Origin of the sequence: Gemmiger formicilis, assembly GCF_016900095.1 — a bacterium.
GTDB lineage: Bacteria > Bacillota > Clostridia > Oscillospirales > Ruminococcaceae > Gemmiger > Gemmiger formicilis_A.
Genome location: NZ_JACJJP010000020.1, coordinates 30,860 through 57,063, shown reverse-complemented (window position 1 = coordinate 57,063; position 26,204 = coordinate 30,860). Strand labels below are relative to the sequence as shown.

General features: G+C 56.2%; 32 protein-coding genes and 1 other annotated feature. Of the genes, 27 read left to right on the top strand and 5 right to left on the bottom strand.

What is annotated here, in order from left to right; translation table 11 throughout:
* A partial coding sequence (locus tag H6B15_RS10340; RefSeq protein ID WP_204647910.1) for a transposase occupies positions 1-184 on the top strand: 184 nt, incomplete at its 5' end.
* A 439-nt stretch (positions 185-623) separates the two neighbouring features.
* On the opposite strand, the gene H6B15_RS10335 is transcribed toward H6B15_RS10340, so the two are convergent.
* Positions 624-1,376: a hypothetical protein gene (locus H6B15_RS10335; protein ID WP_204647909.1), complete on the bottom strand. Its 753-nt coding sequence runs from the start codon at positions 1,374-1,376 to the stop codon at positions 624-626.
* Positions 1,377-1,569: 193 nt separating this feature from the next.
* Here H6B15_RS10335 and H6B15_RS10330 point away from each other — a divergent pair, with 193 nt between their 5' ends.
* The 26 genes from H6B15_RS10330 (at position 1,570) to H6B15_RS10205 (ending at position 23,377) form a co-directional block, all read left to right on the top strand.
* On the top strand, positions 1,570-2,460 hold the full coding sequence (locus H6B15_RS10330) for an ATPase, T2SS/T4P/T4SS family (RefSeq protein ID WP_204647908.1): 891 nt from the start codon (positions 1,570-1,572) through the stop codon (positions 2,458-2,460).
* A 20-nt stretch (positions 2,461-2,480) separates the two neighbouring features.
* Positions 2,481-2,933: a hypothetical protein gene (locus H6B15_RS10325; RefSeq protein WP_204647907.1), complete on the top strand. Its 453-nt coding sequence runs from the start codon at positions 2,481-2,483 to the stop codon at positions 2,931-2,933.
* 34 nt (positions 2,934-2,967) lie between these two features.
* Complete coding sequence (spoIIIAC, locus tag H6B15_RS10320; protein ID WP_204647906.1) at positions 2,968-3,162, top strand: stage III sporulation protein AC; 195 nt, start codon at positions 2,968-2,970, stop codon at positions 3,160-3,162.
* Positions 3,163-3,170: 8 nt separating this feature from the next.
* Positions 3,171-3,557: a stage III sporulation AC/AD family protein gene (locus H6B15_RS10315; RefSeq protein WP_204647905.1), complete on the top strand. Its 387-nt coding sequence runs from the start codon at positions 3,171-3,173 to the stop codon at positions 3,555-3,557.
* A gap of 71 nt (positions 3,558-3,628) precedes the next feature.
* The gene (locus tag H6B15_RS10310) at positions 3,629-4,582 is read left to right on the top strand and encodes a stage III sporulation protein AE (RefSeq protein WP_204647904.1); all 954 of its coding nucleotides are present in this window, start codon (positions 3,629-3,631) and stop codon (positions 4,580-4,582) included.
* A 4-nt stretch (positions 4,583-4,586) separates the two neighbouring features.
* Positions 4,587-5,018 carry a hypothetical protein gene (locus tag H6B15_RS10305; protein ID WP_204647903.1) on the top strand — a complete coding sequence of 144 codons (432 nt, stop codon included), beginning with the start codon at positions 4,587-4,589 and terminating at the stop codon, positions 5,016-5,018.
* Between the two features lies 1 nt (position 5,019).
* Positions 5,020-5,574, top strand: a complete 555-nt coding sequence (locus tag H6B15_RS10300; RefSeq protein WP_204647902.1) for a stage III sporulation protein AG — start codon at positions 5,020-5,022, stop codon at positions 5,572-5,574.
* Between the two features lie 12 nt (positions 5,575-5,586).
* Entirely contained in the window at positions 5,587-6,204 is a 618-nt protein-coding gene (locus H6B15_RS10295; protein WP_204647901.1) for a SpoIIIAH-like family protein, read from the top strand.
* A gap of 110 nt (positions 6,205-6,314) precedes the next feature.
* Positions 6,315-6,671, top strand: a complete 357-nt coding sequence (locus H6B15_RS10290) for an Asp23/Gls24 family envelope stress response protein (protein ID WP_204647900.1) — start codon at positions 6,315-6,317, stop codon at positions 6,669-6,671.
* Between the two features lie 48 nt (positions 6,672-6,719).
* Complete coding sequence (gene nusB, locus H6B15_RS10285) at positions 6,720-7,160, top strand: transcription antitermination factor NusB (protein ID WP_204647899.1); 441 nt, start codon at positions 6,720-6,722, stop codon at positions 7,158-7,160.
* An 89-nt stretch (positions 7,161-7,249) separates the two neighbouring features.
* A complete protein-coding gene (locus H6B15_RS10280) occupies positions 7,250-8,101 on the top strand; it encodes a glycoprotease (RefSeq protein WP_243424367.1) in 852 nt (283 codons plus the stop codon).
* On the top strand, positions 8,080-9,318 hold the full coding sequence (xseA, locus tag H6B15_RS10275) for an exodeoxyribonuclease VII large subunit (protein ID WP_204647897.1): 1,239 nt from the start codon (positions 8,080-8,082) through the stop codon (positions 9,316-9,318). Before H6B15_RS10280 ends, xseA begins: the two co-directional genes overlap by 22 nt.
* Complete coding sequence (gene xseB / locus H6B15_RS10270) at positions 9,296-9,511, top strand: exodeoxyribonuclease VII small subunit (RefSeq protein WP_204647896.1); 216 nt, start codon at positions 9,296-9,298, stop codon at positions 9,509-9,511. The genes xseA and xseB overlap by 23 nt, the downstream gene beginning before the upstream one ends.
* A 5-nt stretch (positions 9,512-9,516) precedes the next feature.
* Positions 9,517-10,404: a polyprenyl synthetase family protein gene (locus tag H6B15_RS10265; protein ID WP_204647895.1), complete on the top strand. Its 888-nt coding sequence runs from the start codon at positions 9,517-9,519 to the stop codon at positions 10,402-10,404.
* Between the two features lie 35 nt (positions 10,405-10,439).
* A complete protein-coding gene (locus H6B15_RS10260) occupies positions 10,440-10,907 on the top strand; it encodes a divergent PAP2 family protein (protein WP_204647894.1) in 468 nt (155 codons plus the stop codon).
* A gap of 14 nt (positions 10,908-10,921) precedes the next feature.
* Positions 10,922-12,796 (top strand): 1-deoxy-D-xylulose-5-phosphate synthase, encoded by a 1,875-nt coding sequence (dxs, locus tag H6B15_RS10255; RefSeq protein ID WP_204647893.1) that lies wholly within the window; start codon positions 10,922-10,924, stop codon positions 12,794-12,796.
* On the top strand, positions 12,793-13,611 hold the full coding sequence (locus tag H6B15_RS10250) for a TlyA family RNA methyltransferase (protein WP_204647892.1): 819 nt from the start codon (positions 12,793-12,795) through the stop codon (positions 13,609-13,611). Before dxs ends, H6B15_RS10250 begins: the two co-directional genes overlap by 4 nt.
* Positions 13,612-13,626: 15 nt before the next feature.
* Positions 13,627-14,472, top strand: a complete 846-nt coding sequence (locus tag H6B15_RS10245; RefSeq protein ID WP_204647891.1) for an NAD(+)/NADH kinase — start codon at positions 13,627-13,629, stop codon at positions 14,470-14,472.
* A gap of 10 nt (positions 14,473-14,482) precedes the next feature.
* Complete coding sequence (locus H6B15_RS10240) at positions 14,483-14,947, top strand: arginine repressor (RefSeq protein ID WP_204647890.1); 465 nt, start codon at positions 14,483-14,485, stop codon at positions 14,945-14,947.
* A gap of 19 nt (positions 14,948-14,966) precedes the next feature.
* Positions 14,967-16,634 (top strand): DNA repair protein RecN, encoded by a 1,668-nt coding sequence (gene recN / locus H6B15_RS10235; protein ID WP_204647889.1) that lies wholly within the window; start codon positions 14,967-14,969, stop codon positions 16,632-16,634.
* Between the two features lie 46 nt (positions 16,635-16,680).
* Positions 16,681-16,944: a binding site (T-box leader), on the top strand.
* A 69-nt stretch (positions 16,945-17,013) separates the two neighbouring features.
* Positions 17,014-18,234 carry a tyrosine--tRNA ligase gene (tyrS, locus tag H6B15_RS10230; protein WP_204647888.1) on the top strand — a complete coding sequence of 407 codons (1,221 nt, stop codon included), beginning with the start codon at positions 17,014-17,016 and terminating at the stop codon, positions 18,232-18,234.
* 76 nt (positions 18,235-18,310) lie between these two features.
* Positions 18,311-18,691: a DUF5655 domain-containing protein gene (locus tag H6B15_RS10225; protein WP_204647887.1), complete on the top strand. Its 381-nt coding sequence runs from the start codon at positions 18,311-18,313 to the stop codon at positions 18,689-18,691.
* 76 nt (positions 18,692-18,767) lie between these two features.
* Positions 18,768-20,171, top strand: coding sequence for a DNA repair protein RadA (gene radA / locus H6B15_RS10220; protein WP_204647886.1), 1,404 nt, complete (start codon positions 18,768-18,770; stop codon positions 20,169-20,171).
* A 45-nt stretch (positions 20,172-20,216) separates the two neighbouring features.
* A complete protein-coding gene (locus tag H6B15_RS10215) occupies positions 20,217-21,128 on the top strand; it encodes an enhanced serine sensitivity protein SseB C-terminal domain-containing protein (RefSeq protein ID WP_204647885.1) in 912 nt (303 codons plus the stop codon).
* Positions 21,128-22,054: a haloacid dehalogenase-like hydrolase gene (locus tag H6B15_RS10210; protein ID WP_204647884.1), complete on the top strand. Its 927-nt coding sequence runs from the start codon at positions 21,128-21,130 to the stop codon at positions 22,052-22,054. The genes H6B15_RS10215 and H6B15_RS10210 overlap by 1 nt, the downstream gene beginning before the upstream one ends.
* 267 nt (positions 22,055-22,321) lie before the next feature.
* The gene (locus H6B15_RS10205; protein WP_204647883.1) at positions 22,322-23,377 is read left to right on the top strand and encodes a tyrosine recombinase XerC; all 1,056 of its coding nucleotides are present in this window, start codon (positions 22,322-22,324) and stop codon (positions 23,375-23,377) included.
* On the opposite strand, the gene H6B15_RS10200 is transcribed toward H6B15_RS10205, so the two are convergent.
* The 4 genes from H6B15_RS10200 to tgt all read right to left on the bottom strand — a co-directional run bounded on the left by H6B15_RS10200 (position 23,345) and on the right by tgt (position 26,131).
* A complete protein-coding gene (locus tag H6B15_RS10200; protein ID WP_204647882.1) occupies positions 23,345-24,025 on the bottom strand; it encodes a hypothetical protein in 681 nt (226 codons plus the stop codon). The two genes, H6B15_RS10205 and H6B15_RS10200, sit on opposite strands and share 33 nt — an antisense overlap.
* Positions 24,025-24,489: a TIGR04086 family membrane protein gene (locus H6B15_RS10195; RefSeq protein ID WP_204647881.1), complete on the bottom strand. Its 465-nt coding sequence runs from the start codon at positions 24,487-24,489 to the stop codon at positions 24,025-24,027. The genes H6B15_RS10200 and H6B15_RS10195 overlap by 1 nt, the downstream gene beginning before the upstream one ends.
* A 68-nt stretch (positions 24,490-24,557) precedes the next feature.
* On the bottom strand, positions 24,558-24,920 hold the full coding sequence (gene yajC, locus H6B15_RS10190) for a preprotein translocase subunit YajC (protein WP_204647880.1): 363 nt from the start codon (positions 24,918-24,920) through the stop codon (positions 24,558-24,560).
* 77 nt (positions 24,921-24,997) lie between these two features.
* Positions 24,998-26,131, bottom strand: coding sequence for a tRNA guanosine(34) transglycosylase Tgt (gene tgt, locus H6B15_RS10185; protein WP_204647879.1), 1,134 nt, complete (start codon positions 26,129-26,131; stop codon positions 24,998-25,000).
* Positions 26,132-26,204 lie beyond the last annotated feature (73 nt).

The following is a 26,204-nucleotide window of genomic DNA, read 5'->3' as shown; positions in this document are numbered from 1 at the left end:
CGTGTTGGAACGGCTGAATCGGGAGATCCGTCGCCGTTCCAGTGTGGTAGGAATATTTCCCAGTGCAGATGCCTACACCAGACTGGTCACCACATATCTTATGGAATATGCAGAAGATTGGTCCGCCTCCAGGGCATACCTCAGTGAACAATCTGTTCAGGCGATGTTGCGACCAGCAGCTTAACTTCTTATTTTACAGGAACCCTTTTTGCGAACAATACTTGACGCGGGCAAATCATCGGCTTACAGACTCGAAAAAGAAATATGTATAATTTCAGGGTAATCCCCCCTTGACAAATCAGTTTCCAGAATCAGCACCAGAAGGGAAAGTCCCAAGGTGCTTCCGCCGGGGAGCGGAATCTTGATCAGATCCCCCCACAAAATGGTGTAAACAGCCCTGAACAAAGTCATTTCGGCTTTCCTCTCAATCTATCATATTTCCTGCTTTCCTTGGAGGACACCGCAATACCTGCCACTTCGGTTTGTTGGGCAAAAAGGCAGAAAAGAAAGGCGGCTTGTCGGCAAGTCGCCTCGTGACATCCAAGTATTCGTGCGTCGGATCGCAGTACCCACCATTATTATACAGCATGTTCAAAAGCTTGCAACCCCATACCCACAGATCTTTACCATACTTGTGCCTCTACAGCTCGGACAAGGCAATTTGTGCACGCCGGAAGATTCTGCCACAAAAAATTCTTGGCCTCTTCATCGTCTGAAAGGAGAATGGTATAAATGTCGGCAAATACCTCCGTCTGCCTGTTTTCCGCTTTTGACAGATATTCCTGCTCGTGCCGCCAGTAGGGGACACCGGCCGTGTTGTAACTGGCTTCCAGTATTCTGCTGGCGTAGGTATCCTCAAAAAATACCGCAAAAAGGATATCGCTCACCGCCAGATTGCGGTAAGTCTGCGTCTGGAACAGATCATCGAATTGGAAGGATCGCTGCATAGTGGCGCAATCCGCCGCATAAGCATCCGAAAAGCATGCTTGCCGGGAATAATATCCCACCGTTGTCCCGTGCAGATACCGATCCAGCGCATGACCGAATTCATGCACAGCCTCTACCGTATCGTTTTGCCAAGAATCGGCGGTGAGAAAAACCGTATTATCACCACATACATAGCGGCTGTCCTCAAGCCTTTCGATCAGACACACTTCCGTATTTTTTTTCAGGAAGCAATACGCATCCAGGCAGGACTCTTGACTTTGCGGCCCTGCATACGAAACAGGATAAGGGCTCAGGGATGTGAACCCGGCCAGCAATGCGGAAGATACCGCCCCGGTATCCCGATGCACATACACATACCCGAAAAAGCTGGCAACCACAACAAAGTTCAGCAGCAGACACAGCATCAGAAAATTGGCAAGTCGTTTCATATCTTCTACCTCTGGCCGTTCTCTTTCCTCATGGTTGGTAGTGTGGCATAGCCGCCGCAGATTATGCAGTTCGGGCGACATTCCAGTTTATGCGCAGGCCGGATTTGCGCATAACTCTTTCGAAGTTCCAACGATCTTTGAGGTTCTAGGTTGTCCGGTCGCCACATACAGTGGTGGTGTGAGGTGAAGAAACATGGACGAGTACTATACCGTCGTACAGGATCTGCCCCAGCAGCTTCGTACCACGTTGCTGTGTCTTTCTTCGCGCAAGGCCACCATGGTACAGGAAATCCGTCTCCGGGCCAACCGACCTGTACAATTTACTATAGAAGGAAGACTTGTCCGGGCGGCAGCGCTGCTGCCTTCCTCCTGTGATCCGGGGATTCTGTCTCCGGAGATGGTGCAGCAGTGTTTTCTTGCCCTGTGCGGGCACAGTGCCTACGCCTATGAACAGGAATTGCGCCAGGGATACTTCACAGCCGCCAATGGCAGTCGCATCGGCGTGGCAGGGCTGTATTCTCCCGAAGGAATTGCCGTTGTACACGCCCTGAATCTGCGTGTGGCCCGCTGGATCACCTGTCCCTTGCCGCCACACATCCAGCAGGCTTTGCGGAAACTGCGCGGAGGCATTCTGGTGGCAGGTGTTCCCGGCAGTGGAAAGACAACTTTCCTGCGCAGTATGATTGCGTTCTTATCACAATGGGATCGCATTTTTTGCGTTGTGGATGAGCGTGGGGAGCTGGTGCCGCAGACCAATACATCACAAGAGGACAGGCCTTGCCTGAACTGCGACGTCTACACCCGTGTCAGCCGCACGGAGGGTATCCGCATGGCGCTCCGGTGCATGAATCCCCAGGCCATTGTATGCGATGAACTGGGCACCGCCGCAGACGCAGGCGCGTTGGAAGAAGGTCTGGCCTCCGGGGTCGCTTTTCTGGCTTCCGTACACTGTGATACACCGGAACATCTGTATCAGAAACCGCAGCTGGTTCGGCTTTTGAAAACCGGGGCCTTTTCCACAGCTGTGTTTCTCAGTGGCAGGGAAAGGCCGGGAACCGTAACCAAAATGGTGAATCTTACATGATACCATTGACCTTGAAATTTGTGGGTGCCTTCCTGTTGGCGTGCTGCTGCGGCGGCATCGGTTGGATGGCGGCCTGCCGAAAAAAGGCGATCTGGCAGCAGATCGTTGCCTTTGAGCGGTTTTTGCAATACCTTCTGGACGCCATCCGGTTCCGGCATTTGCCGGGGAACATGGTGTTGGGAATGGCATCGCAGCACGAGGACTTTGCCCCCTTTTGCCCCGGACACACAGCCGCGTTTTCTCAGATCAGGCCACCGGCTTATCTTCAGCATCTGTTCGGGTCAGAATTGCGGGATGGTCTGCATACGATGGAAACGGCCCCACGGCAAACGGTTTGCGACACACTGGAACATCTGTGCGAGTTATGCCGCCGGGAAGAATTCCGGATGCAGGAAACCGCCGGGGCCGCGCAACGACTGTATCCGCGCGTCGGTGTCTGCCTCGGTGTTCTGATCGCCATTGTTTTGGCCTGATTTTCTTCTCTACGGGGTAAAGGAGTTTCTTACCATGGACATCGATCTGGTATTCAAGATCGCCGCGATCGGAATCATTGTTGCCGTGCTGAACCAGCTGCTGATCCGTTCCGGCCGGGAAGACCAGGCCATGATGACAACCCTGGCCGGTTTGATTGTGGTACTTACCATGCTGGTGCGTCAGATCAGTGATCTGTTTGTGCTGATCAAGGCGCTGTTTGATTTGTGATATGAACTATGTTGATGCTCAAGATCGCCGCGCTTGCCGTGGTTGCAGGATTGCTGGTCCTTGCTCTGAAAAAAGACCAGCCCGCTTTCGCCTTTGTGGTATCGGTGTGCGGTGCCGGGGCCGTCCTGGCGCTGGCCTTTCAGCAGATAACACCGCTGCTGGAACTCATCCACACGCTGTCCGACTATACCGGTGCCCAAACCGGACAAAGTTTCGGCTGCGTTTTGCAGGTATTGGGAATTGCCTTGGCGGCCCAGACAGCTGCCGATCTCTGCCGGGAAGCCGGCATGTCGGCCGCAGCCGGTGCCGTGGAACTGTGCGGGCGCCTGCTGGCCATGATGCAGGCTTTGCCTTTGCTGCAAAGTCTGGTCGCCTCGCTGTCTGCTTTTTTGTAATAACGCTATGTGCCTTGGTTTTGCCCATTGCGGCACACGCCGCAGAGCTGCCGCGGCAGGCCGAAGATCTTTTGTCCCAAAGCGATGTTTCTGCTGTTCTCCAGTGGGATCTGGGCTCCTTGTGGGATATGGTTCTGGACGCCGTGCAAAAAGCCTTGGGCGGCCCGTTGCGCTTTGCGGCGCAGGCCATCGCCTTTTTGCTTCTGTCCTGTGCCGCCGGCTTGACCGTGGGGCAGGGGAGCTGGCAAAAATGTGTGGATGCCGTTTCGGTGTTGGGATTCGGGGCTCTCAGTCTCTCCGGTATGATGGAACTGGTGACGCTGGTGGGACAAACCGCCCAGGATTGCCAGACCTACCTCATTGCCTTTGTGCCTGTCTACAGCGCCGCAGCGGCCGCCGGCGGACAAACCACCGGTGCCGCCGTGTACAGCACCATGTTTTATGCCATGTCCAACTTTCTGGCCGGCGCCATACGGCTGATTCTTCTCCCGGTCATGCAGATTTATTTCTGCTTTGGCATTTCTGCCGCTGTCTGGGGAAACGCCGGTATGGAGGAAGCCTCCGCCTTGTTTGGCAGGTGTCTTTCCTGGTTGCTCAAGCTTTGCGCTGCCTTATTCAGCTTTGTGCTGGGGTTGCAAAACATCCTGGCCGGGGGAATGGACAACGCGGCTGTTCGAATGGGCCGGGGTGTGTTGAGCGGAGCCATTCCGGTAGTTGGGGATGCCGCAGCGGCCGCTCTCACCGGAGCGCTCAGTGCCGTACAGCTTTTGAAGGGTTCCCTGGCTCTTGCTGCGGTGCTGGCCCTGGGCGGGCTTTTTGTGCCGGTTTTTCTGCGGTGTCTGCTCTATTATCTGAGTTTTTCCCTGGCGAGTATCATGGCTGCCGGCAGCGGTCAAAAGCAATGCCTGCAGATCTGCCACCATTTTGCCCAGGGCGCCCGGCTGTGCGGTTCCATTCTGACTCTGTTTTTTTTTATGGTATTTCTGTCCACCGCCTTACTGCTCATTACCGGAACGGGAGGGTAAATCCATGCAAATACTTCGTCAAACCGCGCTGGGGGTCTGTTTGCTCTGTGCGGCAGCCGGAATCATTCGCATCTTTTGGCCGGATAATCGGTTCAAGCCCGTCATAAACACGGTTTTGCTGCTATATATTCTAACGTCGGTACTTCAGATGGGGACACAGACGGACTGGCATGCAGTGGCCTCGGAAATCGGCGGATTTCAGCCAGCCACCGCATCCCCGGCGGATTTTTCAGAGTACGAAGCGCAGCTCAGCCGGCAAACCTCCCTGTCCGCTTTACAGAATCTGTTGGAGCAAAACGGCATCCAAGCTTCCTGCCTCTGGCGCGGCGACACGCTGCATGTGGGGTTGCAGAACGCACAGGATTATTCCGCCGCCCAAGCGCTTCTGGAAGCGAACTGCGGCACCCTGCCTTATGTGCTGGAAGGGGGCGAGTGAGATGCTGCCGCAATGGCCAAAGATACTGGAACCGATTTCTAACCGTGTGCGTCAACATCTGAAGGATGAAAAATCCAGAGTCAACCTGCTGATCGTTCTCGGGTTGGGCGGAATGCTGCTTCTCTGCCTTTCGGAGTGGATACCGGACAGCGCTCCCGCTGTGCAGAGCAGCACCGCCCCAACGACCACAACTTCCGCCGGGGAAGATAATGCTGCCTACATCCAACAGCTGGAGCAACGTTTGCAGACTCTGCTGGAAGATGTGGACGGTGCCGGACGATGCAGTGTTATGGTAACACTGGCTTCCGGAGAAGAAACCGTCTATGCCACCGATCTGGAACAGGGGGAGACAACCAGCCGCAGCGAACACGTAATTCTGGGCGAAGAAGCCCTGGTGGAGCGTGTACAGCCCCCCACCATACAGGGAGTGGCGGTATTGTGTGAAGGCGGTGACGACAGCAGCGTTCAAAATGCAGTAACCGAACTGGTCCGCGCTCTGACGGGCGTTGGGGCCAATCACATCACGGTCGAAAAAATGGTCGCAGCGCAACAATGAAGGAGGCATGTCATGATGAAATTCAAAGCAAAAGGGCGCGGCGTTACGTTGGCCACACTGGTTCTGGCGCTGGGAGCCGCCGTCTATATGAACTGGAACTTTACGCAAAATGTTCCGCAGACGGTCAGTGCGGAGCCCGAGGCTGCCGCCGTATCCGCCAACACCGGAGACAGTGTGGCGGTACTGGACCCGCTGGAAACCGAAGCTGCAGAACCCACAGGCAACAAAAATTACGGGGAAGCGCAGCTGGTCAGTGCCAGCCAGGATTCCGGCGACGACTTTTTTGAATCCGCTCGTCTGGCCCGCACCAAAGCCCGGGATGAAGCATTGGACTCCATCCAGAAAACACTGAAAAACGCCAGCCTGAGTGAGGAGGAGAAAGAAAAACTCACCGAGGAGCTGGAACTGCAGGTCAGCAACATCACATCGGAAACCAGTCTGGAAAACAAGATCAAGGCGAAAGGATTTGCCGACTGTGTGGTCACACTGGGTGTCAGCCGTGCCGACGTGACCGTCATGACCGAGAACGACGCCCTGACCGCTGATGAGGTGACCCAGATCCGGGATGTTCTTCTGACCAGCTGCCGGGGGCTGGAGGCTTCGGACATCACCATCACCGAAGTGAAGTAACCCGCCGGCTGATATTTACAAAAAAAGTTTTGTATGGTATAGTATGTTTAATTAAACAATGAATATCGGGGCGTGTGTCTCATGCCCCACATAAACAGGAGGTAAGACCCATGGATGTGCGTAATACCGTGGCTGGCAGCCTGCAGATATCCACCGAAGTAATCGCCAAGATCGCCAGTACGGCCGCCATGGAAGTGGAAGGCGTGGATGCCGTGGCTTCCGGCGGAATGCAGAGCGTGCGCGGTCTTTTGAGCAAAACGAGCCTGCGCAAGCCTGTTTCCGTGGAGATGGAAGACGGCGTTGCCATGGTGACTTTGCATATCGTTGCCAAATACGGATGCAAGATTATGTCTGTATGCAAAAAGGTGCAGGAAAACGTCAAGCAGACCATCCAGAACATGTGCGGAATCACCGTTTCCCGTGTGGATGTGATTGTCTGCGGCCTGGCCGAAGAGAAGGAAGCCTGATTGGCACCTGCCAAAAGAATACAAAACGGAAAGTTAGGAAACTGGAATATGACCCAACAATCATTGACCCGCCGCGAATCCCGTGAAAACGCCTTTCTGGCTGCTTTCGCCGCCACCTTTCACACCGACCTCATGCAGGACACGCTGCAGGCCGGGGGAGAGAGCGGCGAATTGACGCTGGACGCATTTTCCAAACGTCTGCTGGACGATTGGTCTGCGCACAGTGAGGAAATTGATGCCATGATTTCCGGCCATCTGAAGGGGTGGACTCTGTCTCGTCTGCCTCGTGTCAGCCTGACCGCCATGCGCATCTGCCTGGCCGAAATGCTGTACGGGGAAGAGAAAAAGCCCGCCGTAGCCATCAACGAAGCCGTGGAACTTGTGAAAAAATACGGCGCCGACAACGATCATCAGTTTGTCAACGGTCTGCTGGGGTCCGTTGCGCGGGAAAAGGGCCTTGCCCAGGAATCCGAAGGCGAAACATGCTGATTTTAGGGTTTGATACAAGCAACTACGCAACCTCTCTGGCGGTTTTTGACACAACAGCCGGGGAGGTTGTTTGTGATTGCAAGCAATTTTTGCCGGTCAAGGAGGGCCACCTTGGTCTGCGCCAAAGTGATGCGGTGTTCCACCACACGGCCGCTTTGCCCCAGCTTTTGCAGACCATCGCGGAAAAGGCCGACCTGACCCAGATTGGTGCCGTCGGGGTTTCCGCCCGTCCACGGGATGCGGAAGGTTCCTATATGCCTTGTTTTTTGGTAGGACTCAACGCAGCTACCGCCTTTTCCCTGGCTCGCGGCATCCCCCTGATACGGACAACCCACCAGCAGGGACATGTGACTGCCGCCATGTTTGCCGCCGCCGGCGACGCTTTTTTTGGGAAGGAGCTGCTTGTCTTCCATGTTTCGGGCGGCACCACCGACCTGCTGCACTGCGACAACCAAGGGCGCCTGACCTGCTTGGGCACCTCCTCCGATCTGTATGCCGGACAGGCTGTGGACCGTCTTGGCGTCCGGCTTGGCTACGGTTTCCCTGCCGGTGTACAGGTCAGTGAGCTGGCCGCCCGGTGCGCAGAATCCGTGCGCCCCCGCGTCAGCGTTCAGGGCATGAACTGCAGCCTTTCCGGTCTGCAAAATCAGTGCGAACATCTGCTGGCAGAAGGGCGTTCTCCCGAATACGTCTGCAAATACTGCTTGCTTTGCGTTGCCGAAACCCTTCGCCGCATGTGTACTGCAGCCCAACAGCAGTATCCGGGACTTCCGGTGGTGTTTGCGGGCGGCGTCATGAGCAGTGATCTGGTCCGAACTTACATCACCCACCGCATTCCTGCGGCATACTTTGTTCCCGGTAAATTTGCTTCCGACAATGCCATCGGTGTTTCCATCCTGGCCGCAAGGGAGGTAGGTGCATGGCCGAATACATCCACGTAAGTGCCCTCAACGCGTTGGCGCGCCGTGTGCTGGAAAACTGCGAACCGCTGAACAACCTGATTGTCTGCGGGGAAATATCCAACTTCACCCGTCACAGCAAAAGCGGACATCTGTATTTCACCCTGAAGGATGACCAGGCCAGCGTGAAGGCGGTCATGTTCCGCGACAAGGCACGGCTTCTGGGGTTTGCCCCTCAGAACGGTATGCTGGTTCTTGTATACGGACGTGCCACTCTCTATGAGCGGGACGGAGCCTTTCAGGTATATGCCGAATATATGCGTCCTTTCGGCGCCGGGGCTGCCCAGATGGCTTTTGACGCCCTGCGCAGGAAGCTGGAAGCGGAAGGTCTCTTTGATCCGGCGCGCAAGCGTCCTTTACCCCCCATGCCCCGCTGTATCGGCGTGGTCACCTCCAAAACCGGTGCGGCGCTGCAGGATGTCTGCAACATCATTTCCCGCCGCTGGCCCTTGACCCGGCTTTTGCTGGCCCCGGTCAACGTCCAGGGACTGGAAGCGGAGCAGAGCATCGTATCCGGCATCCATGCCCTGGATGCGGACCCGCGCCCGGAACTCATTCTGGTCACACGCGGCGGCGGCAGCAAGGAAGATCTGTGGGTGTTCAACAGTGAACGCATTGCCCGCGCGGTCAGCCAATGCCGTAAACCGGTTGTTTCCGCCGTAGGGCACGAAATCGACTACACCATTCTGGACTATGTGGCTGATCTGCGTGCGCCCACTCCCTCGGCCGCGGCGGAACTCTGTGTGCCGGATGTGCGCCAGGTTCGACAGAATTTATTCATTCTTGGACAAAATATTCAAAAAAATATACAGTCCCGCTGGCAAATGTGTTATAATAATCTTAATGCCTTGGCATCCCGGCGTGTGTTGGATGCGCAAAAGACCGCAGTGGAGAATCGCGCCCAGACCCTGCAGGAGCTGAGCGATGCTATTCTGAGCCAAAAACAGATGCTGTTCCGTCAAAAACAGACTGCCTTGCAGCATGCGGCCGCCGTGGCCGAATCTTTGAATCCCTATGGCGTTCTGGCCAGAGGATATACAATTGTACGAGACCGGAAGGGACAATGCCGCACCGTTGACCAGCTGAAAGCGGGACAGGAAATCACCCTGCAAGGGATTCATGTCACCGCAGATTGCACCGTCAACATGGTAAGGCCGCTTTCCGGGGAGGACCAAGATGAAAACGCCCAAAAACTTTGAAGAAGGGTTGGCCCGCCTGCAGCAGATTTTGCAGCAGATGCAGGACGAGACAACCACGCTGGATAAATCCGTCAAACTGTATGCCGAAGCCGCACAGCTGATTGCCTATTGCAACACCACTTTGGAAAATGCCAAGCTGCAGATAGAAGAGATTGATGCCGCCGCGGCGCCCAAAGAAACCGCAGGAGAGTGAATATCATGCCGTCCAACGACTACACCGCACAGTATAAAGCATACGTTTCGGCCGTGGAGCGCCGTCTTCTGGAATTGTGTGACCTGTACCTGCCGGAATCTGCGCGGATCGGGCAGGCCGCCCGGTACAGCCTTTTGGGCGGCGGCAAGCGTGTGCGGGCCGTGCTGACTCTGGCCAGCTGTGAAATCAGCGGGAAAGACCCGGCTCTGGCTGTGGATTATGCCTGCGCGCTGGAAATGCTGCATTGTTATTCTCTGATCCATGATGATCTGCCCTGTATGGACAACGACGATACCCGCCGGGGACGTCCCAGCTGCCATTGCCAGTATGATGAAGCCACCGCCTTGCTGGCGGCAGACGCCCTGGTAACCGCCGCTTTTGAGGTGATTGCCAACGCTCCCTTGTCTGCGGAAAGCCGTGTGGGTGCGGCGGCTTGTCTGGCAGCCGGCGGCGGCGCCCGTGGGATGCTGTACGGCCAGGAACTGGATAAAAAGTACGAGCATGCGCGCGCCACCGAGGAGCAGCTGCTGGCCCTGCACCGGCACAAGACCGGGGCCCTGATCGTGGCGGCGGCGGAGCTCGGCTGCCTGGCATCCGATGCCGAACCGTCTGTTCGGGATGCTTTGACCCGCTATGCGGCCGGAGTCGGCCTGGTGTTCCAGATTGTGGATGACATTCTGGACGTCACCGCCACCACCGAGGAGCTGGGCAAACCGGCAGGCAGCGACGAAGCAAACGACAAAACCACTTTTGTGACTCTGTACGGTCTGGGCGGTGCACAGGAACTGGCCGCGCAGAACAACCGGGATTCGCTGCAAGCCCTGGATCCTCTTGGCGAAAGCGCCTGGTTCCTGCAGGAACTGGCCCGGCAGCTTTTGCAACGCAGAAAATAAAACGCGGCACATACGCCGCAAGGAGTTGGAACCGTATGTCTTTATTGATGGAGGCCCTGAGCTGGAATTATGTTTTGGTAACGGCCTTGCTCAGTTCCTTTTCCGCTCAATTGATCAAGGTCATTCTGAATCTGATTATTGTAGGAAAATTTATTCCGGAGCGCATGTGGGGTGCCGGCGGCATGCCCAGTGCCCACTCCGCCACGGTCTGCGCCATGGTTGTGGCGACCGGGCGCTATTGCGGCATCCATTCCACTCTGTTTGCCATTGCACTGATCGTTTCGATCATTGTCATGTACGACGCCATGGGTGTCCGGCGGGAAACCGGGGAACAGGCAAAAGTTCTGAACCACCTGCTGAGCGAATGGATGGATCAGGAATCCGAAATCTGGCCGATTCTCGGGCATAAGAAACTCAAAGAGATGGTGGGGCACACCCCCATTCAGGTTCTCACGGGTGCCGTGTTCGGCTGCCTGATTGGCTTGCTTATGCCGATGGTATGACGAGGTGGACGATAATGAAATATCCTTTGCTGGATCAAATCAAGCAAACAGGGGATGTAAAAAAGCTGGCGGCGCAGGATTTGCCCGCCTTGTGTGCCGATATCCGGCAGTTTCTGATTGAGAGTGTCTCCGCTACCGGCGGACACCTTTCCTCCAACCTGGGCGTGGTGGAACTGACGGTGGCTTTGCACCGGGTTCTGACCCTGCCCCGGGACAAAATTCTCTTCGACGTGGGGCATCAATGTTATACCCATAAGCTTCTCACCGGACGCCGTGCCGGGTTTTCGGAATTGCGCCAGAAAGATGGTTTGTCCGGTTTTCCCAACCCCAAGGAAAGTATCTGCGACACCTTTGTGGCCGGTCACGGCAGCACCGCTCTGTCCACGGCCATCGGTGTGGCACGCGCCAAAAAGATCAAGGGCGAACCCGGCAAGGTGGTCGCCATCATCGGGGACGGTGCTTTCACCGGCGGGATGGTGTATGAGGGCATGAACAATGTCAGCATGCTCAACAACCTGATCGTCGTGCTCAACGACAACAAGATGTCCATTTCCAAAAACGTCGGCCAGATGGCCAATTACCTGACCAAGCTGCGCACCGATCCCAAATATTTTCACGCCAAAGCCCAGATGGAAAATATGCTGGAAGGCATTCCCGTGGTGGGCAGTGGGGTGGTCAAGGCCTTGCAGGGCGGCAAACAGTTGATCCGCCGCGGTATCTACCATTCCACCATGTTTGAGGAGATGGGCTTCCAGTATATCGGTCCCGTGGACGGACACGACGTGCTGGAATTGACCCGCTTGTTTGCCAACCTGCAGGAGCAGTTTGCACCGGTTTTTCTGCATGTGGTCACCCAGAAAGGCAAGGGTCTGAAGCCTGCTGAAGAAAACCCCGGTGAGTTTCACAGCGTGTCCGCCTTTGATTTGAACCATCTGACCAACCCGGAAGTTTCCCCCAGCGATTCCTTCTCCACCTGTTTCGGCACGGAATTGAGCCGTCTGGCCGACAAGGAAACCCGCCTGTGCGCTATTACGGCTGCCATGAAATACGGCACCGGCTTGAACTTTTTCAAAAAAGATCATCCGGAACGCTTCTTTGACGTAGGCATGGCGGAGGAACATGCCGTGACCTTCGCGGCGGGCCTGGCCAGCCAGGGGCTTCTGCCGGTGGTGGCCATCTATTCCACCTTCTTCCAGCGCGCCTACGACCAGATGATTCATGACGTCAATCTGATGCACCTGAATGTTTTGTTTGCCGTGGATCGCGCGGGGCTCGTGCCCGGAGACGGCGAAACCCACCAGGGGATTTATGATCCCGGCTATTTCAGCCAGATCGGCATCCCCACCTATTCGCCCGCCAACTACGCAGAACTGCGGTTCTGGCTGGACAAGCTCATCCGGGAACCCCGCGGCCCCCGCGCCATTCGCTACGCCCGGGGCAAGGAAAGTCCCGCCCTGGCAGCGCTGGAATGTACCGGCAACACCTTTGATTTCATTCACACAACGCCGGGTGCCCGGATTGTGCTGGTCAGTTACGGCGCGGAGAGCGAAGAGATTCTGGCCGCTGCGGATCTGTTGGCACAGCAGGGGATTGCGGTGGATTGCTGCAAGCTTGTGCAGATTTATCCGCTGCCGGACGGACTGTGCGATCGGTTGCAATCTTATGACACCATTCTGTTTGCCGAGGAAGCCGTCCTCACGGGCGCCATCGGCCAGCAGCTTTCGTTCGCTATGCAAAGCATCGGCTGGCATGGCAAGATGATCGTACATGCGGTAGACAACACCCATCTGCTGCATGCCAACGTCCCCCAGTTGCGCCGTGATCAGGCGCTGGACGCCGCCGCCCTGGTGCGGTCGGTTCAACAGGCAGGAAAGGCGGTACAGGTTTGAAAATACGTCTGGATCAATATCTTTGTCAGAATGGGTACGCCCAGAGTCGGGAGCGCGCCAAGGCGCTGATCATGTCCGGCATTGTTTTTGTGGATGAGCAGAAAGTGGACAAAGCCGGAGAAATGATCAAGGAGGACGCCAAGGTCGAAGTGCGCGGGCATGACATCGGGTATGTCAGCCGCGGCGGCCTGAAGCTGGAAAAGGCCATGCAGGTTTTCCCCATGCACCCCGACCGCAAGGTGTGTATGGACATCGGGGCCTCCACCGGCGGTTTTACCGACTGTATGCTGAAAAACGGCGCCGTCAAGGTGTATGCGGTGGACGTGGGGTACGGCCAGCTGGCCTGGAGCCTGCGCACTGACGAACGTGTGGTCAACATGGAGCGCACCAACATCCGGAACGTAACCCCGGATGACCTGGCTGAACCCATCGAGTTTTTCAGCGTGGATGTTTCCTTTATTTCTTTGAAACATATTTTCCCGGTGGCCGATGCCATCTGTACGCCGGACGCCTGCGGTGTCTGCCTGGTCAAGCCGCAGTTTGAAGCCGGCCGGGAGAAGGTGGGCAAGAAAGGGGTGGTCCGGGAGCCGGACACTCACAGGGAAGTCTTGTATATGGCGCAGCAATACGCCTTGCAGAACCACTTTACGGCCGCCGGTCTGGATTTTTCACCTATCAAGGGTCCGGAGGGCAACATCGAATTTCTGCTGTTTGTGCGTCATGACAGTGATCCGAAGCCGCTGCCCGACGGTCTGATCGAGCAGACCGTCAAGGCTGCACATGAAACTCTTGACAAAGCCCCAAATCTTCACTGAACCGAGGACAACAACATGGCGGTGCTTCTGTACTCCAACCGAACAAAGGATGACAAACTGACTGTCACCAAGCGTGCGGCGCGTTTGCTGCATGATTTGGGGGTTCCTTTGCTGGCCTTGCCAGATCTGCAGGCCGACATGGGAAAGCTTCCCATGGAATTTTTGCCCCAGGACGAAGCTTTTGCCAAAGCGGATCTGGTTCTGACGGTGGGCGGTGACGGCACGCTTTTACAGGCCGCGCCTTTTTGCCTGACGGCAGGCAAGCCCGTGCTTGGCGTTAATCTGGGACGAACAGGTTTTCTGGCCACCTGCGAGGTCAGCGAATTGCCGGAAAAACTGGCGCGTCTGGCGGCGGGTAATTTCACGGTGGCTTCCCGCTCTTTGTTGCACGCCGAAACCCAGGATCGACAATGGCAAAAGATTGCCATGAACGATATCGTCCTGTTCGGTACCTCCCGCCTGCATCCTTCCGACTTCACCGTGTACTGCGACGAAGTTCCCGTCAGTCGTTTTCGCGGGGACGGCCTGATTGTGGCCACCCCCACCGGGTCCACCGCCTATTCGTTTTCCGCCGGCGGTCCCATTCTGGACGCAGACGCCTCGGTAATGGTGCTGACCCCCATCTGTGCCCATGGCGTACGCAGTGCGCCGATCGTATTTGCCGCCACACGCAAGCTTCGTATTCTGGTAGAAGAGCAGAACCGTTCTTCTGCCACCGTCTGCGCCGACAGCCAGGCTCCCTGCCTGCTTTCGCCCGGTGCATCCATTCGAATTTACACGGCGCCGCAAAAGTTGGGGCTGATTGAATTCAGCCACGCCGAACAGTTCCGCGCCATCGAGACAAAGCTGATGAGGAGATGAGCCCGATACTATGAAAAGTGCACGCCACCAGGCCATTTTGCATCTGATTGAAACCTATCCCATTGATCGCCAGGAAGATCTTCTGGCCCATCTGCGCCGGGAAGGCTTTGATGTGACCCAGGCCACCGTATCCCGGGATATACGGGAATTGAGACTCATCAAAACAGCCTCCGGTGACGGAACGTATCGTTACATGGCCGCCACCGGCAACGGAAAAACGGCCCATTCGGCCAGCCGCTTCGAAACCATCTTCCGTGAATCGGTCATTGGCGTGGATTATGCCGGACATATGGTCCTGGTCAAGTGCTTTTCCGGCATGGCCAATGCCGCCTGCGAAGTATTTGATTCCCGCAGCTGGGACAAAGTGGTGGGCACTTTGTCGGGGGATGATACCTTCTTTATCCTGATGCGCTCGGAGGAAGCCGCCGCCGATATCTGCCGTCAGCTTCAGCAATACACCGCGCGCCACACTTGATCAAAAGGGGAGTGTCCACATGCTGGCACAACTGAAAATTGAAAATGTGGCGGTGATTGAAAAAGCCGAGGTCCGTTTTACCGAAGGGCTCAACGTACTGACCGGTGAAACCGGCGCCGGCAAATCCATCCTGATCGATTCCATCAATGCCATTCTGGGCAACCGCACTTCCCGGGAACTGGTCCGCAGCGGTGCGCAAAAAGCCTGCATCTGGGCCACCTTTGAACAGATTCCCGCCTCCGTCCACAAGCAGCTGGAAAAATTCGGCTACGAGGATGCGGATGATCTGCTTTTGTACCGGGAGATCAACGCCGAGGGCAAGGGATCCTGCCGTGTCAACGGCATGCCCGCCACCGCGGCTGTGGTGCGGGATATTTCTGCCGGATTGCTGAGCATCCACGGCCAGCATGACAGCCAGAGCCTGACCAATCCGGCCACACACCTGGGATTGCTGGACCAGTATGCTCACAACCAGGATCTGTTCCGGCAATATTACCAGCTTTACCGCAAGCTGGTGGAAGTCAAACGCCAGCTGGATGCTCTGCAGGCCGGAGAGGCCAGTAAGCAGCAACGCATGGAACAGCTTACCGCCGAAATTGAGGAGATCCGTTCTGCCAATCTTTCGGCCGGTGAAGAGAAGTCCTTGGAAGAGCGCCGGACCATCATCACCCATGCCCAAAGCATTCTGGAAGGGCTCAGCGGTGCCCACGCGGCCCTTTCCGGAGATGATTCCGACGAGAGTGCGGGGGCGGCCGATCTGCTGGGAGAAGCCGTAGGCGGTCTGCAGCAAAGCGCCCGCCTGGACGAAAGTCTGGCCCCCCTGGCCGAACGACTGAATGATCTGTATTACGGAGCCCGGGAACTGGCCACCGACCTGGCCGACCGCCTGGACGCCTACGACTTCGACGCCGGGGAACTGGACCAGATCGAAAGCCGCCTGGACACCATTTACCGGCTGAAAAAACGCTATGGCCTGGAAGTGGAAGACCTGCTGGCCCGCTGTGACCGGGATGAGCAGGAACTGGAAACCATCCAGACATCCGACGAGAAAATTGCCGAATACAAGGCCCAGACCCAGACATTGTACCGTCAGGCCAAGGAAGCAGCGGAGGCTCTGACCCAGAGCCGGCTGAAAGGCTTTACTGCCATGAACCGTCAGATGAAACAGGCACTGGAGTTTCTGAACATGCCGGGAATCCGCTTTGCCCTGCGCCATGCCCGTGGCCCGCTTTCTTCTCATGGGCAGGATCAGGTGGAATTTCTGATCTCCACCAACCCCGGTGAGGACCCCAAACCCATGGCCAAGATTGCCTCCGGCGGCGAGCTTTCCCGCATCATGCTGGCCTTCAAGAGTGCCCTGGCCGACCGGGACGCTCTGCCTACGGTGATTTACGACGAAATCGACACCGGTGTTTCCGGTCTTGCCGCGGGGCGCATCGGCCAACTGCTGCATCAGACGGCCCACGGCCATCAGGTACTGTGCATCACCCACACGCCCCAGGTTGCCGCCTTTGCGGATAACCAGCTTCTGATCCAGAAGAACGTGCGGGATGGCCGCACCTTTACCGAAATCCACACCCTGGATATGGATGGACGTGTCCGGGTATTGGCCAACATGATTTCCGGCGACAAAGTATCGGAGCTGAGCCTGGCCAGCGCGCGGGAACTGATCGAAAAATCCCGATAACGGCACACTTGACATTTGGCGCCGGTTGTGATAGGGTTAAACATGTTCAAATGCATGGATGGGAACCAGTACCCGCCACGTGCTGTGTCAGAGAAGCTTCGGTTGGTGCAAGAAGCCGACAGGACCGGTGGGGAATACGTCCCGGAGCAGCAGGCTGAACCCGCTCAGGCGGCAGTAGGCTGTGCCGTGTGCGCACGTTACAGCGTTTTGGGTGTCGTTCGGTCACACTTTGCCGTTCCGCACCCGCGAAGGCCCGTTACCGTGAGGTACGGGCGAACAGAGGTGGTACCGCGTATTCATCGCCCTCTGCCAAATTCACATTTGGCAGGGGCGTTTTCTTTTTTGCGCTCTTGCCGCAAACATCGGGAGGTTTTGACTCATGACCATTTACGAAGAACTGAAAGCCCGCGGCCTGATTGCCCAGGTCACGGACGAAGACGAGATCCGTGATCTCATCAACAACGGCAAGGCAACTTTTTACATCGGCTTTGACTGCACTGCCGACAGTCTGACCGCTGGCCATTTTATGGCCCTGACTCTGATGAAGCGGCTGCAGATGGCCGGCAACAAGCCCATCGCGCTGATCGGCGGCGGCACCACCATGATCGGTGACCCTTCCGGCCGTACCGATATGCGCAAGATGCTGACCATGGAAGACATCGCACACAACGCCGATTGCTTCAAGCGTCAGATGGAGCGATTCATCGAATTCGGGGAAGGCAAAGCTCTGATGCTGAACAACGCCGAATGGCTGCTGAACCTGAATTATGTGGAACTGCTGCGGGAAGTGGGCGCCTGCTTCAGCGTGAACAATATGCTGCGCGCCGAATGCTACAAACAGCGCATGGAAAAGGGCCTTTCCTTCCTGGAATTCAACTACATGATCATGCAGAGCTACGACTTCTACCATCTGTTCCAGCACTACGGCTGCAACATGCAGTTCGGCGGTGACGACCAGTGGTCCAACATGCTGGGCGGCACCGAGCTCATCCGCCGCAAGCTGGGCAAGGATGCCTACGCCATGACCATCACCCTACTGACCGACTCTCAGGGCAAGAAGATGGGCAAGACCGCCGGCAACGCTGTCTGGCTTGATCCCAACAAGACCAGCCCCTTCGAGTTTTACCAGTATTGGCGCAATGTGGGTGACGCCGACGTGCTCAAGTGCATCCGCATGCTGACCTTCCTGCCGCTGGAGCAGATTGACGAGATGGATCACTGGCAGGGTGAACAGCTCAACCAGGCCAAGGAGATTCTGGCCTTTGAGCTGACCAAGATGGTGCACGGTGAGGAGGAAGCCGCCAAGGCTCAGCAGACTGCCCGTGGCCTGTTCAGCGGTGCTGCCGATCAGGAGCATATGCCTTCCACCGTGCTGGATGCTGCCCTTGTGAAGGACGGCAAGGTCGGTCTGCTGGCCGCCATGGTGGCGGCCGGGCTGTGCTCCTCCAACCGGGAAGCCCGCCAACTGGTTCAGCAGGGCGGCGTGCTGCTGGATGGTGAAAAGGTCACCGATCCGGCTACCGGTTTGTCTGTGGAAGCCCTGCAGAAGGGCATCGTCATCAAAAAAGGCAAAAAGGTCTATCATAAAGTGATGCTGTAATTCCGTCTTTACTCACAACCGTTCCGCGCCATTCGTGGGACGGTTGTGCTTTTATACACAGAAAAGGGAGGTTGTCATGTGCAATCCAGATGCCCTGTTTTTCTTTGAGCAAAATCCGGGAGCGCTGCCTATTTATGAAGCTTTTGAGGAAAAGCTGCAACAAACGGTAGGGGATTACAGGGTCAGGGTCCAGAAAACCCAGATCACCTACACCAACACCCACGTCTTTGCCTGTGCATCCTTTCTGAAAGTACGCAAAGCCAAATTTCGTCCGCCCGCTTATCTGGTGATCACCTTCGGACTGGATCACAAGCTGGAATCTCCGCGTATAGACGCCGCTGTAGAAGCCTATCCGCGCCGCTGGACCCATCACGTACTGCTGCAATCTCCGGAGGAAGTGGACGACGAGCTTCTTGCCTGGGTCCGCGAAGCCTATGATTTTTCAGCTTCCAAATAAGTGGTATTCTTGCGCCCCTTGCCCAAGGTCCTGTTTTGGGCTATAATAAACGGGACAGAACAGGGGAGGGCAAGCTATGGCCAAAGACAAACTGAAAACAATTTACGTCTGCACCCAATGCGGAGAAACCAGCCCGCGGTGGCTTGGCCGCTGTCCTTCCTGCGGTGCCTGGAACACCATGACCGAAGATGTGGTGGCGGAACCCGCCAAGTCCTCTTCCGGAAAGGCGGCCGCCGCCGTGCGCACGCCGGGTCAGACCAGCCTGACGCCGCTCAAGCTCAGCGGTGTCAGCACCACCGAAGAGAAAAGCCGGATCATCACCGGCATCGGCGAACTGGATCGGGTTCTAGGGGGCGGCATTGTCATCGGCAGTGTCACACTCATCGGCGGTGAGCCGGGTATCGGCAAATCCACCATTTTGCTGCAGCTGTGCGGCGAAGTTTCCCGTACCCGGTCTGTTTTGTATGTGACGGGCGAAGAATCCGTCCGCCAGATCAAGCTGCGTGCGGTGCGGCTGAACGTTCCCCAGGACAACATCTCCCTGGTGGCCGAAAGCGATGTGGATGAAATCTGCGGTCTGATCGAGCAGATGAAGCCGGACCTTGTGGTCATCGACTCCATCCAGACCATGCGCTGCACCGACATTGCTTCTTCCTCCGGCACGGTGTCCCAGGTCAAGGAAAGCACTGCCCGATTCCTGAACGTGGCCAAGACCTACGAGATTCCTACTTTCATTGTGGGCCATGTCAACAAAGACGGCGCCATCGCCGGGCCCAAGGTCATGGAACACATTGTGGATACGGTGCTGTATTTCGAGGGTGACAAAACCTTGCCTTATCGTGTTCTTCGTGCTGTCAAGAACCGGTACGGTTCCACCAACGAAATCGGCATGTTCGATATGACCGGCCGAGGATTGGAACAGATTGAAAATCCCTCTCAGGTCATGCTGGAAGGCCGCCCCCTGGGCATCAGCGGCACCTGTGTGGCTTGCGTGATGGAGGGCACACGCCCGGTTTTGGGAGAACTGCAGGCTCTTGTGACAAAGACTTCCTTTCCCAGCCCGCGGCGCACCGCCAGCGGATTCGACTATAACCGCATGTATCTGCTGTTGGCCGTACTGGAAAAGCGGACCGGACATTTCTTCGGCAACCAGGACGTGTATCTGAACGTGGTCGGCGGGCTTCGCCTGGACGAGACCGCCTGCGATCTGCCGGCTTGTCTGGCCATGGTTTCCAGCCTGCTGGATCTGCCCATCGCGGAAAAGACCCTGGCCATCGGGGAAGTGGGCCTGGGCGGGGAGGTGCGCAGTGTTCCTCACCTGGAAACCCGGCTGCGGGAAGCCCAGCGTGTAGGGTTTGACACGGCCATCATCCCCAAACACAACATGAAAATGCTGGACCCTCATCAATTTCCCGGGTTACGTCTGGTGGGCGTTTCCTATCTGCGCGAAGCCGTCAACGCCATCAAACTGAAGGATTAAAAAAATATAAATATCCTGTTGCGATAAAAAAACGAGGAGAGAAACATGAAAAAGACCAACCAACCCGCCGCCCCCACGCCGGCCGCCGGTCAGCATATCCTGAACCCGGTGACCAAGCAGCCGATCGGCAATCCCGCGCTGAACGCCGCGGCTAAAAAGCTCCGCCAGGAAAACAACCCGCAGAATTTGAACATCGTCATCAATGAATTGACCCGTGCCATCTTCCTGGCCCCCGCCAAGGTAGAGGTTCCCGGGGAGATGCCCAAGCCTGATGCCAACGGCCGGGTACAGATGCCCAAAGACACCCGTATCACTTTTTCTCTGGTGAAGGCGGCGGATGGCCGTTCCTTCTTTCCCGCCTTTACCAATGAGGAAGAAATGCTGAAATGGAAACAGAACGGCCCCATGCAGGTGATGGCGCTGCGGTTTGACGATTATGCCCGCATGCTGCAGCAGAACGAGAAAGTGGCCGGCTTTGTGGTGGATCCCTTCGGTGACAATCTGCGCTTTGAGTCCAAAATGGTGGCTTCCATCAAACAGCAGCGCGATGCGGCCATTCTGCGCGCCAAGGCCGGTCTGCGCCAGACCCAGATCAAGCCCGGCGACAAGATTACCATCGTGGAGCCGACCGTCTACCCGGACGCTCTGTTGAACCCGCTGTGTGAGTTGTTTGCACAGCAGCAGGGGGTAGCGGCTGCCTATCTGCAGATTATGCTGGTCAATGAAACCGATCATTACTATCTGCTTGTGCTGGACGCCCCCAAGGATGACAAACTGTTTGCCGCTATTGCCCAAGCCGCACGGCCGTTCATGTCCTCGCCGGAAAACGTGGCCAAAAAGATGAATCTGAACATTACCACTTCCGAAACGCCTCTGGGCCAGCAGGGCATGCGTGACAGCGAACCTTTCTATGTACGCGGAAAAGGCCGCGTTGATCTGGACGAGGAGGACGAATAATGGCCAAACGCCTGCTGGATTGTACCGCCAGTGAATTGGCTGCTTTCGGCAAAGAGGACTTGCTGGACGCCATTGCCGGCTGTGAAGGTCGGGTGATGGTCAGCGAGACCATCGGCATCACCCAGCCGCTGCTGAACGATGTGACCAATGCCGAATACGCGGCCGCGCTGGGAGCAGATATCCTTCTTCTGAATATGTTTGATGTCCGTCAGCCGGTGATTCAGGCGTTGCCCAAGGTAGCTCCGCAGAATACGGTCCGCGAACTCAAACGCCTGACCGGGCGTATTATCGGAATCAACCTGGAACCGGTGGATTCCCAAATGGCCGCTTCCAACGATGGGACCTTGTGGCAGATGTCTGCCGGACGACTGGCCACCGCCGAAAACGCAGTCCTGGCTGCCGACATGGGGGTGGATATGATTCTCCTCACCGGAAACCCCGGCAACGGTGTCTGTAATGAAGCCATTGTGGATGCTCTGCTGGAAATGAAGGCCGCGGCAGGGGAGCGTCTCATTCTGGCAGCCGGCAAAATGCACGGGGCCGGAATCCGCTCCCAAAGCGGCTCTGCCATTATGACTTTGCAGGATGCCCAGGAGTTCATTGACGCCGGTGCGGATATCGTATTGGTCCCGGCTCCCGGAACGGTTCCGGGAATTACGGTGGAGTCTGTACACGCCTTGGCAGATTATGCACACAGCCGTGGCGCGTTGCTGATGACCGCCATCGGTACATCCCAGGAAGGTGCCGACACCGCCACCATCCGGCAGATTGCCTTGTGGTGCAAGATGGCCGGGGCTGACCTGCACCACATTGGAGATACCGGGGTTCCCGGTATGGCCTTGCCGCAAAACATTCTGGCATATTCCATTGCCATACGCGGAGAACGTCACACTTACCATCGTATGGCGCTATCCATCAACCGCTGAAACCACAAAAAGCACGTCCAGACCTTTTGCCATGTGGCAGAGCTTGGACGTGCTTTTTGATATCTCGCAAGCCGGATTGACAGGCAGGGAAAACCATGCTATAGTAAAAAGCGAAATGCATTATTTCGCTAAATGTAAGTTTAGCGAAATATGGGGGAGTGTTTTCAGGTCGTTATGGACTTATTCAGACCCCGATCCATGAACGAACCGGCTTCCCATGTTCCGTACTATCTATATACTATCTATTCAGAAAGGCAGTGCTATTCTATGAGCAGCTATATTGATGTGGCGCATCCGGAGCGCCACGCTCCGTACCTGGACGTACCGGATGCGGTAATTGAATACTTGCATTACCTTGACTTTGTAAAACTTCGTTCTCCCAGAACCGTCAACGGCTATTATCTGGACCTGCGCGGCTTTTTTCGGTACATGATGATGACATGGTCCCTGTGCTCTCAGCAGACACTGGAAAATGCTCCCGCCGAGATTGACCTGACCCACATCACAATAGGTCAAATCCGGACCATTCACAAACGGGATATTTTGAATTATCTGGACTATGTGCGAACCAATGAAAACGGCCCCAAAGCACGGGCTCGCAAGCTGTCCGCACTTCGGGGCTTCTTCGGATATCTGTGCAACCAGGTCAATCAGCTGCAGGAAGACCCCACAGCCAACATCAGCCTGGGATCACCAAAAAAATCTTTGCCTAAGTATCTGTCCGCCGAAGAAAGCATCGAATTGTTAAATAATATACAAAGCGACTTCTATGAGCGGGATTTCTGTATCCTGACCTTGTTTTTGAACTGCGGCATGCGCCTGGCCGAACTCATCACCATCAATCTGAGCGACTTCAAGGATGGAACCATCCGGATCACCGGCAAAGGCGGAAAAGAACGCCTGGTATACCTGAACAACGCTTGTCAGGACGCTTTGGAGCACTATTTACCGGCCCGTGCAGCGTTGCCGAACTTGGCGGACTCCAACGCCCTGTTTGTATCCAAGCATACCGGAAAACGTCTGACCGCAAGACGTGTGCAGCAGATTGTGGAGCGCTGCCTGCAAAGCGCCGGCTTGTCCGGCCGTGGATATTCACCGCACAAGCTGCGCCACACGGCCGCTACGCTGATGTATCAGGGCGGTGTGGATATGCTGGCCCTGAAAGAAATTCTGGGGCATGAGAACGTCTCCACCACCCAAATTTATACCCACATCAACCAACAGCAGCTGCGGGACGCCGTCGCCGCCTCTCCCCTTTCCTCTCATCGTTTTACACCGCAGCAAGCCGCATCAGAGAAGGACTCCGGCGAAGACGACACCTGATGCCGCCCCAAAAAGGCATACCATCGCCGCCAGCAGCAAAGCAACGGCAAAGCGTATCAGCAAAGCTTTAAGCGGCGGCACAGAACGTACATGTCCGCCCGCATTGATCAGGCTGCGAAAGATGAGAACGGCACACTGGTTAGCCCGCACGGCCAGCCAGAGCATAACCAGAAAAACGCCCATATCCGGCAGGCAGGTCAGCATCCAATGCACCACCAGACCCCGGGTGCCTCCGCTTACAAAAACACCGGCGGCACACAGCCCCAGCACCGCTCCCCGCGCTGCAAAATAGGTTCCCAGGAACAGCGACCCCAGGGCGCTGAATCCGCAGAGAAACACCAAAACCGCCTGCAAAAACGCCGCGCCGAACAAGGTCATAAAAAGCGGAGAGACTGCGGCAAAGTTGGCGGAATCCGTATAATAGGAAGCCAGTGCGGCCCCGAATTCCGAGGATCCCGCCCTGCCTTTTCCTATGCCCGACAGATATCCAATAAAAAATAAGATACCAAATAGCAGCGCGGCTTTCCAGCCGGCAGAGGAACGCTGGATGGATTCCGGTTTCGCCGTACCCGGCACCGTGCGTTTGGACAGCCAGGACCGGATGGGCAGTTGCGTGATTCGCGGCAGCGCCGCCTTGGCGGCCCGCATCACCGCACCCCCGCAGTTGAGCCTGTACGCATCGCTCCGGCGGCCCCACCGGCCAAGGCACCGAACAGCAGGCACAACAGCAAGGAAATATTGGAGCCCTCCCAGACAGGGAGCCGCATCGTCAACAGACTGGACATCAGGGCGCACATGCAGTAAAATACGCCGCAGCCCAATCCTGCCAGCAATTTCCCCCTTGGCAGCCCCGCGCTGAGAACCATTCCCGACACGAAAGTACCCAGCGCAGCTGCCCCACAAGCCGCCGGACCGGCCCATCCCAGCGGAAGTGCTGTAACAGAGAAAATTTCGGCCAACAGACACAGGCAAACACCTGCAACCCCCACGCCCGCCAGGAAGCTGCGCAGGATCAAAAAAATGAGCCCTTGTTTACCGCTCTTTGCCCGGCTTTTGGATTGCTTGTTTCTCGGCAAAGTGAATCTTTTCGATACGGATTTCTTTCTGTTCATACAAAAACGCCCCCTTGCATTAAACGGTATGCAAGGGGGCGTTTGGTTATGTGATGATCGGGAACGGATTATTTCTTGACGGGAGCGTCTTTTTTGGCGTCCTTCTTGGCATCATCCTTGCCGTTGCCCATATCCAGCTTTTCCACCGAAGAAATAGCAGAGCGACGGAAACGAATCTTGACGCGATCACTGGTGGTTTCCAGAACGAAGGTATCGTCCTTGATGGCTGCCACACGGCCCACGACACCGCCGATGGTGGTAACCTCATCGCCGATCTCGATAGAATTGCGCATGGCCGCATCCTTCTTATCCTGGCGCTTCTGCGGCACATAGATAATGAGATACATAAAGCCGATCACCAGAACCATGGGCAGGACCATGGTCAAAAGAATGTTGCCGGTGCCGGCAGTCTGCTCCAAAAATTGAATCATATTCAATGGCTCCTTCTGCTTTTTGTTAAGACATAAGAAGATTATACCGAATTTGACGCCGTTGCGCAAGTGTTTTATCAAATTCTTGTATCAAGAAGTTTGACATATTTGTCATGGAACTGGGTAAAGGTCCCGGCATCCAGTTCTTCCCGGATTCTCTCCATAAGGTGGTTGTAGAAATACAGGTTGTGCATAACCGCCAGGCGCATACCCAACATTTCATCGGCTTTCTGCAGATGGCGGATATAGGCACGGCTGAAATTGCGGCAGACCGGGCAATCACATTCCGGATCAATGGGGCTTTCGTCCCGCTCATACTTCAGATTTTTAATATTGATGATGCCGTTCCAGGTAAACAGATGACCATGGCGTGCGTTGCGGCTGGGCATGACACAGTCAAACAGGTCCACACCCCGGTAAACGCCTTCAATGATGTTGCCGGGCGTGCCGACCCCCATCAGATAGCGGATCTTATCCTTCGGTGCATAGGGTTCCACGGCGGAAATCATATCATACATAACCTCTGCCGGTTCCCCCACCGCCAGGCCGCCGATGGCGTAACCATCCAGGTCATACTCAGCAATCTGTTTCATATGCTCCACCCGAAGATCCTTGTAGGTGCAGCCCTGGTTAATTCCGAACAGAAGCTGATCGGGATTGACCGCTTTACCTTCATGCTTGAGACGAGCCAGTTCCTTTTGGCAGCGCAAGAGCCAGCGGGCCGTGCGGGCACAGCTGGCGGCGGCGTAATCATGCTCTGCCGGATTCTCCACGCACTCATCAAACGCCATGGCAATGGTGGAACCCAGGTTTGCCTGAATCTGCATGCTCTCTTCCGGGCCCATAAAAATCTTGTGGCCGTCCAGATGGGAATTGAATGTGACGCCTTCCTCGGTGATATGGCGCAGTTTCGCCAGGCTGAACACCTGGAATCCGCCGCTGTCCGTCAGAATAGGACCGTCCCAGCGGGTAAAGCGATGCAGTCCGCCCAGATCGGCAACCAGTTTGTCGCCGGGGCGAAGATGCAAGTGGTAGGTGTTGCACAGCATGACCTGCGCACGGATCTCCTTGAGATCGAATGCGGAAAGTCCGCCTTTGATGGCTGCCGCCGTTGCAACATTCATGAAAGCGGGGGTCTGAACGGTGCCGTGCACGGTTTTGAACTCACCGCGGCGGGCCGTTCCCTCTTGACGGATCAGACGATATGGCATAGTTTTCTCCTTTTCCTGCACCCGGAGAACAGCCGGGCGAAAAAACGGGCGGTGCCGGATAGGCTCCAACACC